The following is a 12450-nucleotide window of genomic DNA, read 5'->3' as shown; positions in this document are numbered from 1 at the left end:
GAGGACTGGATCGGCGACGCCTGCTGAGCCCCGGGGACCGCCTGCCCCTGGCCGCTGGACGACGTATGGCCGACCCACCGTTCTCCGACCCGCCAACTCCTCCACAGGGCATGCTTCATTGAGGTCGAAGGGTCCCCCTGACACGATGGACTCGTGACCGAGTACGCCAGGCCCGATGGCCCCTCCGACGAGGTCTGCCGAGAGTGGTCAGCAACCAAGGATGCTCTCCCCGTGGGCACTCACATCACGGGCCAGGTCACCATCTGCCGACCCTTTGGGGTCTTCATTCGCATCGACGGTGCGCCGAACGCGCTCGGGATGGCAGACATCGGGTCCATGCCACACCATGCACGTCTTCCAGCGCTGGGGGCTCAGGTCAGTGGCGAGGTCATCTGGCACACCGAGCACAACAGGCAGGTGAGGATCAGGCTCAGTGACTGGAACCATCATCTCTGAGTCGGCCGACAGCCCGTGCCCCGGTATCTCCGCCCCCGCGCACTCACAGCAGCCAACCTGAAGCACTTCCGACACACGCCCTGGTGCCGCCTCCCGCTGTGACGCGAAGGGCCCCCGACCATACGTACTGGTCGGGGGCCTCTCGCCTGCGGTGGGTGTGGGATTTGAACCCACGGTGACATCGCTGCCACGACGGTTTTCAAGACCAGCCGGTTTCACGCGAGCAGATGGGCCATGACCTGCGTCTTCGGCGTACTACGTCGCGCACACTCGCCCATGTTGGCCGGAGGATGGCCGCAGGGGCGGCGCGAGGCGGGTCACGCGCTCCCAACGTCCTCGGGAACGAGACGGCTCGTAAAGCCGCGCGACACCAGTCGCTCGTACGCCCGCGCCACATCGCCCGGCACGTCTTGCGAGATCATGAAGCCCTGCGACGGGTAGACCAACAGCCGTTGCAGCGACCCCACAAGCATGTCGATGACAAGGCGCGGATCCTTGATCGAGTCGACGTATTCGGGGAGCGTCATCGGGGTGGAAGCGCTGACGAACTCCACTTCGGGCCACAGCTTCCGGGCGGTGGCGTAGGCCCGCCGTTCCTCGTATGGCTTGCTGATCAACAGCACTGAGGACACCTCGATCCCGCGATCTTCGAGCAGCGAGCGGGACAGGGTGATGTTCTGCCCGGTGTTGCGAGCGTGCTGCTCCACAAGGATGGCGTCCGCCGGCACGCCTAGTTCGACCGCACGGTCCCGGTAGTGCTCAGCTTCACCGCGCGGCATGCGTTCCCGAGTGGTCCGGCTGGTCGCTCCCGTGAACACGATCAGCGGCATCATGCCGCGCCGGAACAGACTCACCGTCGTGTCAGCTACCCCCAGGTCATGACTGCCCAGACCGATGCCGACCGAGCAGGGGCGCGGTTCGTGGTGCATCTGCTGGTAGTCCCAGAGAAGCTGGGTGTCGTCCCAGTCCTGTACGGAGATCACGCCGAACCTTCCTCGTCTTTGCCCTGTTGACGCGCGGAATCGGGAACCTCGAACTCGTACTCCCACGCGAAGCGGGAGGCAGCATGGACACCCACAGCGAACTCAACCACTGTGCCGTCCGCCGTGTACGTGGTCCGGTGCAGTTCGACCACGGGTTCGCCGACGGGGAGCTGTAGCAGCTTCACCTCGTCAGCCGTCGGCACGCGCGCGGACAGCGCCTCTTTCATGTGGTCGATCTCGTATCCGGCGTCGTAGAGGACGCGGTACCCGCCGCCCCTGCCGGCGGGCCCCGGTGCGGGATCGACGATGCGAGTGCCCTCGACATGTTCGGGACGGTAGTAGCTGGTCAGGGTGTGGGTGGGCTGTGTCCCTTCCTTCACCAGCCGGGCCCGCGCGTACACCCCGGACCCAACCGGGACGCCGAGCCCTTCGGCTACGAGGGCAGTCGCTTCCGTACGGCTCACTGTCTGAGTCTGCTCATTGCGTTTGTACGCGCGCCCCGATGCCACGCGGTCAGCAATGAACGCGACCTCATCACCGTCGCGCCACTTCGCCTTGTCGTACCGGGCGATGCCGAGCCGCTTGAGGCGAGCACGCGGGCGCACGACCGTGCCGTGCCCACGTGAGGACGTCACGAGTCCCTCAGCCTCAAGCGCCTTGTATGCCTGGTGGACCGTGGACTTCGAGCCTTCACCAGCCTCGACAAGCTCTCTGATCTGGGGCAACTGATCCCCGGGTGCGCGCTCGCCGTTCCTGATCTCCTGCGCGATCCGATCCGCCAGTTCGCGCCACTTGGGTGCCACAGCCGAACTCCCTTCGATGCGTCCCAGTGAAACACAGTCCCAGGACTGTTGACAGTCCTGGGACTGTGCGCCATGGTCTTACCAGTGCCTCACAGTCCTAGGACAGCGAGCATGGGAGGGCCTTCTTTGGGTTGCTCCAACGCAGAGGGCGGGGACGCTGCAATCCCGCTAAAGGCCAGGTAGGACGCAATGGGCTTCGGCCCGACTGGCGAGGTGGCCCGGCGACCGCGAGCAACGGCCGGAGAGTGGGGGCGAGGCCCCCTTGCAGTGCATATCCCCTGTTCAGCGGCATGAAGGAGTCATCAAGTGAGGCAGTTACATATCCGGGCGCTCCCGTGAAAGACCGGCAGGGAAGCGCCGTTCCACCCTCACGCGTCAGGTCCTGCGGGGTCTGCGGGCGGCCGGTCATCTTCCACCGAAACGCGGCGGCTATCGCCGCGCCGGTTGCCTCCTCCGCCCGTCCAGTCCGCTTCACGCGGTGCTGTACGGGCGGGGCTGAGGGGAGCCGGGTTGCTGGTTCCAACGGCGAGAACCCCCGGAGCTGGAACTCCGGGGGTTCGTGTTGAGCCGTTCCTGTCTGAGAGGAACAGACCCATGGAGAGCATCGCAGCACTTCAGGCGGCCGTTACGGCCGCTGTCCCGTTCGACGGTGAGCCGTCGGACGCGGAGCTGGACGCGATCGAGACGGAGATGCCCGCCATTCTGGCGGACGTCGACCTGCTGGACGCGCAGATCATGACCATCGACCGCACGCCGACGGAGCTGGACGAGCGGCGTATCCGTCGGGCACGTCGGCGGGTGCTGGCCGCCCGCCGAGCCCTGGCGAACACCGCCGCTGGGGAGGTGGCGTGATGGCGCTGCTGCCCGAGGCCCGCATGGTCCTGGACGCGTCCGGGACCTGGAAGCTGTTCGTCCTGACCGGCTACGAGCCGCGAGAGTGGCCGGTCCACGGCTTCCACCGCGCCGAGCCCGTCCCGACCGTCCCCGAGCGCGAGGCGGTCCTGGCCGCTCTGGGCTTCGCGGCCCGGGACGGGGCCGAGTGGAAGTGGGACGCCACCCCCGCACCCCGGCGGCGGCTGTTCGCCAAGATCCCCGTCCGCCCGGTGGCCGACCGTTCCGCGGTGACGTCGTCGGGCGGTGCGGCATGAGCGCGCCGAAGATGAGCGGGCTGTCCGCTGCGGTCACGGTCCTGGCGTCCCTGATTGCCCGATTCCCGGAGCTGCCGGCCGTCGACGTCCACGTCTCCACCATCTTCCCCGACCAGGTGGAGCTGTCGGCGCACAACGACCTGGCCGCGTTCGAGGCGTGGCGTGAGGCCCTGGGCATCGACCCCTGGGCCGTTGTTCACAAGGTTCAGAGCCGGGGCACCACCCGCGTCCTGGACGCTCACGCCGTGTTCACGGGGGTCCGGCTGCGCCTGGTCGGCTACGCCGAGATCCCGACACTCGTGGCGGGTGTGGGGGTGGCGTCGTGAACGCTGTTCAGATCCGTTCAGCGGAACGCGCCCTGTCGGTCGGGACGTGGCTGATCGTGGGCGGCGCGATGCTGTTCTCCATCCTCACGGTCACGCCGCTGATGGAGCGGCACAGCCCGAAGGGGTGGGAGTGGACGGCCCCGATCCTGCCGCTCGTCGTGGACGCGGCGGTCGTCATCGTGGTCCGCCTGGACTCGGTGCTGGCCGCGTTGGGCGGGCACGGCGGCCGGTGGCCCATCGCTCTGCGATGGATGACCGGCTGCATGACCCTGGCCCTGAACGTGGCCGACTCCGCGCTGAAGAAGGACCTGGTCGGGGCGGCTGTCCACGCGGTCGCACCGCTCCTTCTGATCGTCACCGCAGAGACCGGACTCGCCTACCGGCGGGCCATCACAGCAGCCCAGAGCGCCCGTGAAGCCCAGCTCAAGGCCGAACGGGCAGAGCGCGAGCAGGCCGCCACCGAGCGCCGCGAGGCGCAGGAACGGCGGCAACGTGAGGAGCGGGAGCACGCCGCCCAGTTGGCGCGTGAACAGCGTGAGCACGAGGCGCTGATCGCCCGTGAACAGACCGCCCGCGAGGACGCGGCCCGGCGTGAGGAGCGCGAGCGGATCGAGGCACGGGAGCGGGCCGAGCGTGAGGCCCGTGAACGCCGTGAACAGATGCGTGAACAGCAGCAAGCCGAGCGTGAACGCCTTGAACGCGAGACCGTCCAGCGCCGTGAGTTGGAGGCTCGGGAGCGTGAGGCTCGTGAGCGCCGTGAGCGCGAGCGTGAACAGCAGCGGGCCGAGCGTGAACGGCAGGAGCTGCTGTCCGCCGGGCCTGCTGCGGAGAAGCAGGGCGAGGAGCGGGCGCGGGCCACGGTCCGGGCCGCGTTCGGCGCCGGGCTGTCCATCCGGCAGGCCGCCGAGCTGTGCGGCTGGTCCACCGGCTGGGTGACCGCCCGCTACCAGGAACACCGCGACGGTGCCGGGCTCGTCCTTGAAGGCGCGTCGTGAGTGCCCTGCCCTGCTACCGGTGGCGTCTCGCCCCGGACGGTTTGGCCACCCGCCGTCAGCTCCGCGCGCTGGGGCTGCGGCCGGGTGGTCAGGACGTGGCCGCCCAGCTCGAACGCCCCCGCCGGCGCCGGGGCCCGCTGGTCGCCTACCTCTACCGGGTCGATCGGGCCAAGCCCGTACGCCCCATGACCCCGGCCCGCGCCGCCGCGCTCGCTGCGGCGATGCTCGCCCGCCGCACCTGCCCCAACTGCCGAACCGATGCCGGGTACTGCATCCCGCGTTCGCTCGGCATGTGCGTCACCTGCCACGACAACCCGCCGAACCGGAAGGACACGCCCCCATGACCCCCGCCGAACACGTCCTGCCGACCCGGCTCACCGCCCCGGCCACCCCCACCGTCGGCACGGTGCAGCTCCACACCGAGCGGGCCGGGACGGTCGTCTACGTCCCCGGCCCGGACGGGAACATGGTCGCCGTGCTCCGCGAGCACCTGCCCACCACCCCCGCCATCTACCCACCGCGTGACCTGACCCCCCTGCCGTTGTTCGACCCGCGCGCCCAGCGCATCGCCGCCGGCGGCCTGCTCGTCGGCGGTGCCGGGTGGGGTGCCGGTCAGCTTCTCCTCGGTGCTGGTCAGCTCGTGAGCGCCGCCGCCGGTCTCGGGTCGCTCGTGATGTGGGCCGCCATCGCCGTCGTCGCCTCCCGCATCGCCCCCACCATCCTCGGTGCCGGACGGCCGACGACGGTGCACAACACCACCGTTCACAACCGGTGGTTCGGCCGCTCCACCCACTGAAACCGCCCAGCGCCCCACAGGCGCGCCGGGCCCCCTTCCGGGTGGGTTGAGACCCCCCGACCCCTGTTCGGCCGTCAGGACCCCCGTAGCGACGCAGGGTGACGGAAGTTTCCCGTCTCGCGCGCACACGCGTAGGGGCCCCTGCCGGAAACCAGGAAACCGGAAACTCCACTACTCCGCGTACACACACCCGCGTGTGAGGGCGGGCCATGCCGGGCCCGCCCCCACCGACTCATAGCCCTTGGAGAGGAACCCGTGAGTCACCCATCAGCCTGGCAGACCCACCGCCAGTACGCAGCCACCGCCGCCCACTGGACCGCCGACCGCTGGTCCAAGGAATCCGACCGCCGCCGCACCCTACGAGCCACCCGCAAACCGTTGGTCCGCGACGCCCGCGCCGCTCTCGCACAGGCGCAGGCCACCGACCCCCAGAAGGTCACCAGCCTGGTCCACCGCGCCGAGCGCGAACTCGCCACCGCCAAGCGGCGCGTGCCCGACCCGATGTGGCTGTTCGCCTCCAAGGCCGCGCTCGTCACCGCCGCCGCCGGATACGTCGGGCTGCCGCTCGTCCCGGGGCGGGTGTGGCTGTGGGCGGTCGTCGCCGTGAGCGTCGCCATCGCCGGGGCGATCCTGTGGGCGGTACTGCACCGCCCCGCGGCTTCCCCGATCGAGCCGACCGCCGAGGAACGCGACCTGCTCAAGCGACTCCAGCCCGAGCACTGGCGCGAGCACGCCGAACAGCGCGGCCTTGCCGGGACGCTGACCGGCCGGCCGCGCCTGACCGAGTCCGGGATCGTCGTCGCGGTCCGCCTCGACGGCCAGTGGACCACCACCAAACTGCGCGGCTCCGAAGACCACATCCGCGCCCTGCTCGGTGCCCGCACCGGGCTGCGGTTCCAGATCAAGGCCGGGAAGCAAGGCGGCTGGGCCGAACTGACCCTGCGCACCCGCAGCGCGGCTGATGGCGACGACCTCCTGTGGGCGCCCGAGCGGCGCTCGCTCGGCATCGACACCGTCACCGGCGAACACGTCACCGTCCCCCTGGGCGAACGGCTGCTGATCGCGGGACGGTCCGGGGCAGGCAAGAGCGTCGCGTCCCGCCCGCTCCTGTTCGACGCCTCCGAGGGCGACACGAACGCGCTCGTCATCATCGACCTCAAGCGCGTCGAAGGCCGGTTGTGGGACCACCGCGCCCGCGTCGCCTCCACCCCCGAAGACGTCATCACCGTGGTCGACGAGCTGGAAGCCGAGATGCACGACCGGCTCAACGTCCTGCCCAAAGGCCAGGACACCTGGGGCCCCACCCCCGACAGGCCCCGCATCACCCTCGTCGTCGACGAGGGCGCGGAAGTCGTCACCGCCGCCGACAAGGTCCCCTTCCCCGAGGAAGACGCCGACGGCAAGACGAAGGTCCGCACCCGCAGCGCCCTGCCCGGGCTGGAGTCGATCGCCCGCATGGGCCGGGCGGCGTGCATCGACCTGTGGTGGATGACGCAGAAGCCCACCATCGGCGACGGCGTCCCCAAGCAGATCGCCCCGCAGATCAGCACCTCGATCTGCCTCGCCGTCCGCACCCCCGCCGAAGCCCGCGTCGTCCTCGGTGAGGACGCACAGGCCAAGGGCTGGAACGCGGACGAACTCCCCGCCCCCGGCGTCGCGCTCATCCGCGACGGCAAGCGGGGCCCCGACCCGGTCAAGGTCCGCTACATGGACAAGGCCGTCGTCATCAACCTGCCCGACCAGCCCATCTGGTCCCGCACCACCACACCCACCGCCGCCACCGGGGCGGCACCGACGCTCACCCTCGTGAAGCCCACCGCCGTCGCCCCGGTCGTGGCGGCCGTGGACGGGACGGACGCCCGGATTCTCGACGCGATCGAGACCGCCGCAGCACCGGTACGGCAGAAGGACCTGGCCGAGACGACCGGGCTGTCCAAGGGGACGGTGTCCAAGGCCGTCAAGCGCCTCACCGACACCGGCCACATCACCCGCCAGCCGGACGGCGGACTCACCGCCGACAAGGCCGCCTGACCGGAGGAACCGACCATGCCCCGACTGCGTATCCAGGTCATCGGGTGGGACCGCCGGACCCTGATCCTGACCGACACCCCCGACCCTGGCTGCCCCCGCTGTGACGGCGACGGCGGGTTCGCCTACGACTACGGCGACCACGAAGGCGAGTACGCCGGCACCGACTGGGACCCCTGCACCTGCTGGGACGAAACCCGCCGCTGGACCCTGCTCCGCTTCCCCCGCATCCGTCGCCGCCGCCGCGGCGTGCGCGACCCGTGGAACGTCGAACCGCCCTTCTGACATGCACGAGGGCGGCCCCCGCCTCGCCAAAGTCTGGGGCCGCCCTCGTCTGCCAGCACTTCTCACAGAACTGGAGACACCAGCATGACCCAACACCCCCCCACCGGGCGAGTGCCCGACCTCCTCTCCGCCGCGCTGAGTGCAGCCGAGCGCGGGTGGAACGTCTTCCCCCTCCGCCCCGGAGACAAGCGCCCCGCCCTCCACGGAGAGACCGCCTGCCCCGGCACCGGCGACTGCGCGGACGGGCACCGGAAGTGGGAGCAGCGGGCCACCACCGACCCCGACCGCATCCGCGGCGCCTGGACGGCGGGGGCGTTCAACGTCGGTCTGGCCACGGGGCCGTCCGGGCTGGTCGTGGTGGACCTGGACCCGGTCAAGGCGAAAGACCCGAAAGGAACGCCTGACGGCGTCACTTCCCTGCAAGCGCTCTGCGAGCGCGCCGGACAGGTTGTCCCCGCCACCTACCGGACCCGGACCGCGAGCGGCGGACACCACCTGTACTTCACCGCCCCACCCGGGGTCCGGCTCGGCAACAGCGCGGGCAAGCTCGGCAAGCACATCGACACCCGCGCCCACGGCGGCTACGTCGTCGCCGCCGGAAGCACCCTCCCGAACGGCACGTACGACGTGGTCGACCCCACCGAGCCCGTACCGCTCCCGGAATGGCTTCACGCCTCCCTGACGCACCGTCAGCCCTCTCGGGCATTGACGGCCGCGCCCGCGCCGGTTCGGGCGTCGAGGTACGCCGCAGCGGCGCTCAGGGCCGAAACGGCGACCGTGGCCGGGGCTGGGGAGGGTGTGCGGAACTGGACGCTGGTGCGGGCCGCCCGCGCATTGGGGCGGTTCATCCCGTCCGGCGACCTCGCCCGCACTGAGGTCGAGCAGGCTCTTAATTCGGCGGGATTGGCGGCCGGACTCCGGGAGAACGAGTGTCGCGCCGCCGTGGCGAGCGCTCTGAACTGGTCCATCGCCAACAACCCCGGGCGACCGGCATGACCACCACCCCCAGGAATCCCCGCCTTAAGAGCCTGCCTGCCACCCCGAACCGCCCGCAGGCCGCCAACGCCGCCTCAGCACGGATGACCGGTGGCGAGCCGAAAGGCGTCGCCGGAGGCGTCCGCGTTGCTGTTCTCCCTGACCCGCACACGGTCACCGTGACCGGCATCCGCCCCGGCCTCACGGTGCGCGGGCTCGGACGCAACCAGATCCCCGCCGCCGACTGGCTCTGCGCCTGCGGCCACCACGAACGCGCCCGGGGCCGGGAGCGCGTCACCGAACTGACCACCCGCGCCCGCGTCGACCACTGCCCGCACACCGAGCAGCACCGGAGGAACGCCGCATGAACACCACCGCCCAGCAGCCCAAGGCACCCATCGACGGTGCCGCCCTGCTCGACCAGGTGGAAGCCTTCCACCGTCGGTTCAACGTCTTCCCCACCGAGTCCGCCTACGTCGCGGTCGCCCTGTGGGACGCACACGCCCACCTGATCGACTGCTTCGAGACCACCCCGCGCATCGCGTTCCTCTCCCCGGAACCGGGGTCGGGGAAGTCGCGGGCGCTGGAGATCGTGGAACTGCTCACCCCCCGCCCCATGAGCACGGTGTCCGCGTCCGCGAACGCCCTCTACCGGCTGGTCGACTCCGCCGAGGGGCTGCCCACCGTCCTGTTCGACGAGGTGGACACCATCTTCGGCCCCAAGGCCGGGGCGGACGAGGCGCTCCGCGGGTTCCTGAACGCCGGATACCGGCGCATCGGCGGGGCCCTGCGGTGCGTCGGGGACGGCTCCAACCAGAACGCCCAGGTGTTCGGCTCCTACTGCGCCGTCGCCATGGCCGGGCTCGGCTCCCTCCCCGACACCGTCCTGACCCGCTCCGTCATCATCCGGATGCGCAAGCGGGCCCCCAACGAGAAGGTCGAGTCCTACCGCCAGCGCATCCACGAGAAGCAGGGCCACGCCCTGCGCGACCAGGTCGCGAAGTGGGCCGACACCGTCCGCGACCAGGTCGCCAACGCCTGGCCCGACATGCCCGAAGGGGTCACCGACCGGCCCGCCGACGTATGGGAGCCCCTGCTCGCCGTCGCGGACGCGGCCGGCGGAACCTGGCCCGCCCGCGCACGGGCCGCCTGCCTGGACCTGATCAACGCCGGTCAGGACAACGACGAAGCATCCCTCGGTGTCCGGCTGCTGACCGACCTGCGCGACACCGTGTTCTGCGGCGCGGACCGGGTGCCCACCGCCGTCATCCTCGAAATCCTGCTCCGCATGGACGACGCCCCCTGGGGCGACCTGGACGACAAGCCGCTGAACTCCCGCACGCTCGCCAAGCTGCTCGGCCAGTACGTCACCCCGGCCATCAAGCCCATCAAGCCGCGCGGCATCCGCACCGCCTCCGGCACCCCCAAGGGCTACTACGCGGAAGACCTCACGGACGCCTGGACCCGGTACTGCCCCCCGCCCCCCGAGGAATCCGCAACATCCGCCACAGCCGCCACACCGCAGGTCAGCAGGGGTGAATCCGTGGCGGATACCGCCACGACCACCCGCCACATGTCTGCGGAAACCGCCACACCGCTCTTCCCCGTCGCGGGCTGACCTCCAACGCCACCAGGTGCCGCCACACCCCCGGATGTGGCGGCACCTATCCGCCACACGACCGCCATCCGCCACAAACGCAGGCCCCTGACCTGCGATGTGGCGGCGTGGCGGACGTTGCGGATTCCCCAGAAGGAAGAAGACCAGAGGAGTCACCACCTTGGCCGGCACCGAGAAGCTCAAGCTCAGTGAAGTCCTCGAAGAGATCGAGATGAGTCGCGCCGCCTTCTACCGGATGCGCGCCCGTGGCAAGGCACCGAAGCTCATCAAGCTGCCGAACGGCCAGATCCGATGCCGCCGCACCGACTTGGACGCGTGGTGGGCCAAGCACGAGATCACCGCTTAACCGCTGACCGACCGATGGGGCCCTGCCGTTCGCGGCGGGGCCCCATCTCCATGAAGGAGAACAATGCACAGCTACGACGTGCGCATTTGGAGCGTCCGGAAGCGTCCGAGCAAGTCAGCCCCGTATCAACTCCGCTGGCAAGTCGACGGGACGGAGTTCCCGGAGAAGTTCGCCACCAAGACGCTCGCCGACGCTCGCCGCGCGGAACTGCTGACCGCGACCCGGAAGGGAGAGCCGTTCGACACCGAGACCGGCCTCCCCGTGTCGGAGCTGCGCGAGCGGAATCGCACGAGTTGGTACGCCCATGCCCGAGCACACGCCGCGCGCAAGTGGCCGACTGCCGCAGCGAAGCACCGCGCGAGCATCGCAGAGAGCCTGACCATCGCCACGATGGCTCTCTGCCCGGACGGCAAGGGCCGCCCGGCGGACGACCTCCTACGGCGTGCTCTCTACCAGTGGGCGTTCAACGCCGGACGCCATGATCAGGAAACGCCGGAAGCGGAGACCAAGGCGTTGGCGTGGGTAGCACGCAACGCGCCGCCCGTGGTCGACCTGGACAGCGCGAAGCGCGTGCGCATGGTGCTGGAAGCCCTGGCCAAGCGGCAGGACGGCAAGGCCGCCGCAGCGAACACGTTCCGGCGGCGTCGGGCGGTGCTGAGCAACTGCCTCCGGCTCGCCGTGGAACAAGAGCTGTTGCCCGGCAATCCCCTGCACCGAGTGCACTGGGAGACCCCCAAGGCGGTGGAGGAACTGGACGTTCGCAGCGTCGCCACACCGGCACAGGCACGGGCGCTACTGGATGCGGTCCGCGCGCAGGGACCGCGCGGCGCCCACTTGGTCGCGTTCTACGCGTGCATCTACTACGCCGCCATGCGACCGGAGGAGGTATCCATGCTGAGCGCTGAGCAGTGCGAACTCCCCGATGAAGGCTGGGGACGCCTGATGCTCGCTGGCGCCCGGCCGCAGGTGGGTTCGGCCTGGACCGACGACGGCAAGCCGTACGAGGAACGACAGCTCAAGCATCGGGCCCGCCGTGCGGTCCGGCCCGTGCCCATCCCGCCGGTGCTGGTCGCCATCCTGCGAACCCACCTCGAAGCGTTCGGCAGCGCGACCGAGGGTCAACTGTTCAGTGCCGTACGAGGTGGGCCCGTCCGGTCGCAGGAGTACGGCTCGGTGTGGAAGGAAGCCCGTCGGAAGGCACTCACGCCCGCGCAGGTGGCCTCTCCTCTGGCCGCCATCCCGTACGACCTTCGGCACGCGTGCGTCTCGTTCTGGCTCCGCTCCGGGGTAAGCCTCGCAGAGACGGCCCGCCGCGCGGGTCAGAGCGTCGCCGTGCTGCAGCGCTACTACGCCAAGGTGCTGGACGGCGAGGAAGCAAGGATGAACGCCCTGATCGAGCAAGGTCTATCGGAGCACGAGGGCGAGACCGAGGGGTCGTGAAACCTGGCCGCAGGTTGGCCGCACCCGCTGGTCAGAGGTGGGATACCGCCGATCCGGGGTGAGACAGGCTGCACGCAGAAGGGGTGCCCCTCGGTGAGAGGCACCCCTTCTGACCTGCACAACGTCTGACCTGCTGCGGTGGGTGTGGGATTTGAACCCACGGTGACATCGCTGCCACGACGGTTTTCAAGACCGTTCCCTTAGGCCGCTCGGGCAACCCACCCCGCGTCGGCCCCGCCCGGTCGCTGTGC

At 70.2% G+C, this 12450-nt stretch carries 16 protein-coding genes and 2 tRNA genes; 14 read left to right on the top strand and 4 right to left on the bottom strand.

The window, feature by feature from the left end; genetic code table 11:
- The first annotated feature begins 153 nt into the window (after positions 1–153).
- Positions 154–456, top strand: a complete 303-nt coding sequence (locus tag IE140_RS11845) for an RNA-binding protein (RefSeq protein ID WP_189460354.1) — start codon at positions 154–156, stop codon at positions 454–456.
- Positions 457–608: 152 nt separating this feature from the next.
- Here the strand turns inward: IE140_RS11845 and IE140_RS11840 are convergent.
- From IE140_RS11840 to IE140_RS11830, 3 genes are all read right to left on the bottom strand, one after another.
- A tRNA-Ser gene (locus IE140_RS11840) sits at positions 609–697 on the bottom strand.
- Between the two features lie 76 nt (positions 698–773).
- Positions 774–1439, bottom strand: a complete 666-nt coding sequence (locus tag IE140_RS11835; protein WP_150197804.1) for a YdcF family protein — start codon at positions 1437–1439, stop codon at positions 774–776.
- On the bottom strand, positions 1436–2242 hold the full coding sequence (locus tag IE140_RS11830) for a GntR family transcriptional regulator (RefSeq protein ID WP_150197806.1): 807 nt from the start codon (positions 2240–2242) through the stop codon (positions 1436–1438). The genes IE140_RS11835 and IE140_RS11830 overlap by 4 nt, the downstream gene beginning before the upstream one ends.
- A gap of 594 nt (positions 2243–2836) precedes the next feature.
- Here IE140_RS11830 and IE140_RS11825 point away from each other — a divergent pair.
- The 13 genes from IE140_RS11825 (at position 2837) to IE140_RS11765 (ending at position 12199) form a co-directional block, all read left to right on the top strand.
- Positions 2837–3094 (top strand): DUF6284 family protein, encoded by a 258-nt coding sequence (locus IE140_RS11825; RefSeq protein WP_150197808.1) that lies wholly within the window; start codon positions 2837–2839, stop codon positions 3092–3094.
- Entirely contained in the window at positions 3094–3390 is a 297-nt protein-coding gene (locus tag IE140_RS11820; RefSeq protein ID WP_150197810.1) for a DUF6303 family protein, read from the top strand. Before IE140_RS11825 ends, IE140_RS11820 begins: the two co-directional genes overlap by 1 nt.
- Positions 3387–3716, top strand: a complete 330-nt coding sequence (locus tag IE140_RS11815; RefSeq protein WP_150197812.1) for a hypothetical protein — start codon at positions 3387–3389, stop codon at positions 3714–3716. Before IE140_RS11820 ends, IE140_RS11815 begins: the two co-directional genes overlap by 4 nt.
- A complete protein-coding gene (locus tag IE140_RS11810; protein ID WP_150197814.1) occupies positions 3713–4711 on the top strand; it encodes a DUF2637 domain-containing protein in 999 nt (332 codons plus the stop codon). Before IE140_RS11815 ends, IE140_RS11810 begins: the two co-directional genes overlap by 4 nt.
- A complete protein-coding gene (locus IE140_RS11805; RefSeq protein ID WP_150197816.1) occupies positions 4708–5055 on the top strand; it encodes an RRQRL motif-containing zinc-binding protein in 348 nt (115 codons plus the stop codon). The genes IE140_RS11810 and IE140_RS11805 overlap by 4 nt, the downstream gene beginning before the upstream one ends.
- On the top strand, positions 5052–5507 hold the full coding sequence (locus tag IE140_RS11800; RefSeq protein ID WP_189460352.1) for a hypothetical protein: 456 nt from the start codon (positions 5052–5054) through the stop codon (positions 5505–5507). Before IE140_RS11805 ends, IE140_RS11800 begins: the two co-directional genes overlap by 4 nt.
- Before the next feature lie 255 nt (positions 5508–5762).
- A complete protein-coding gene (locus IE140_RS11795) occupies positions 5763–7538 on the top strand; it encodes a MarR family transcriptional regulator (protein WP_150193426.1) in 1776 nt (591 codons plus the stop codon).
- A 15-nt stretch (positions 7539–7553) separates the two neighbouring features.
- Complete coding sequence (locus tag IE140_RS11790; RefSeq protein WP_167533441.1) at positions 7554–7820, top strand: hypothetical protein; 267 nt, start codon at positions 7554–7556, stop codon at positions 7818–7820.
- 84 nt (positions 7821–7904) lie between these two features.
- Positions 7905–8816 (top strand): bifunctional DNA primase/polymerase, encoded by a 912-nt coding sequence (locus tag IE140_RS11785; RefSeq protein WP_167533440.1) that lies wholly within the window; start codon positions 7905–7907, stop codon positions 8814–8816.
- A complete protein-coding gene (locus IE140_RS11780) occupies positions 8813–9163 on the top strand; it encodes a hypothetical protein (protein WP_229826751.1) in 351 nt (116 codons plus the stop codon). Before IE140_RS11785 ends, IE140_RS11780 begins: the two co-directional genes overlap by 4 nt.
- A complete protein-coding gene (locus IE140_RS11775) occupies positions 9160–10413 on the top strand; it encodes a DUF3631 domain-containing protein (protein WP_150193424.1) in 1254 nt (417 codons plus the stop codon). Before IE140_RS11780 ends, IE140_RS11775 begins: the two co-directional genes overlap by 4 nt.
- A gap of 160 nt (positions 10414–10573) precedes the next feature.
- On the top strand, positions 10574–10759 hold the full coding sequence (locus IE140_RS11770; RefSeq protein ID WP_150193423.1) for a helix-turn-helix transcriptional regulator: 186 nt from the start codon (positions 10574–10576) through the stop codon (positions 10757–10759).
- A 63-nt stretch (positions 10760–10822) separates the two neighbouring features.
- A complete protein-coding gene (locus IE140_RS11765; protein WP_150193422.1) occupies positions 10823–12199 on the top strand; it encodes a tyrosine-type recombinase/integrase in 1377 nt (458 codons plus the stop codon).
- Between the two features lie 136 nt (positions 12200–12335).
- On the opposite strand, the gene IE140_RS11760 is transcribed toward IE140_RS11765, so the two are convergent.
- Positions 12336–12422, bottom strand: a tRNA-Ser gene (locus IE140_RS11760).
- Between the last annotated feature and the right edge of the window lie 28 nt (positions 12423–12450).

This window comes from Streptomyces parvus, from assembly GCF_014648875.1.
GTDB classification, from domain to species: domain Bacteria; phylum Actinomycetota; class Actinomycetes; order Streptomycetales; family Streptomycetaceae; genus Streptomyces; species Streptomyces parvus.
This window is presented reverse-complemented; position numbering and strand designations above follow the sequence as displayed.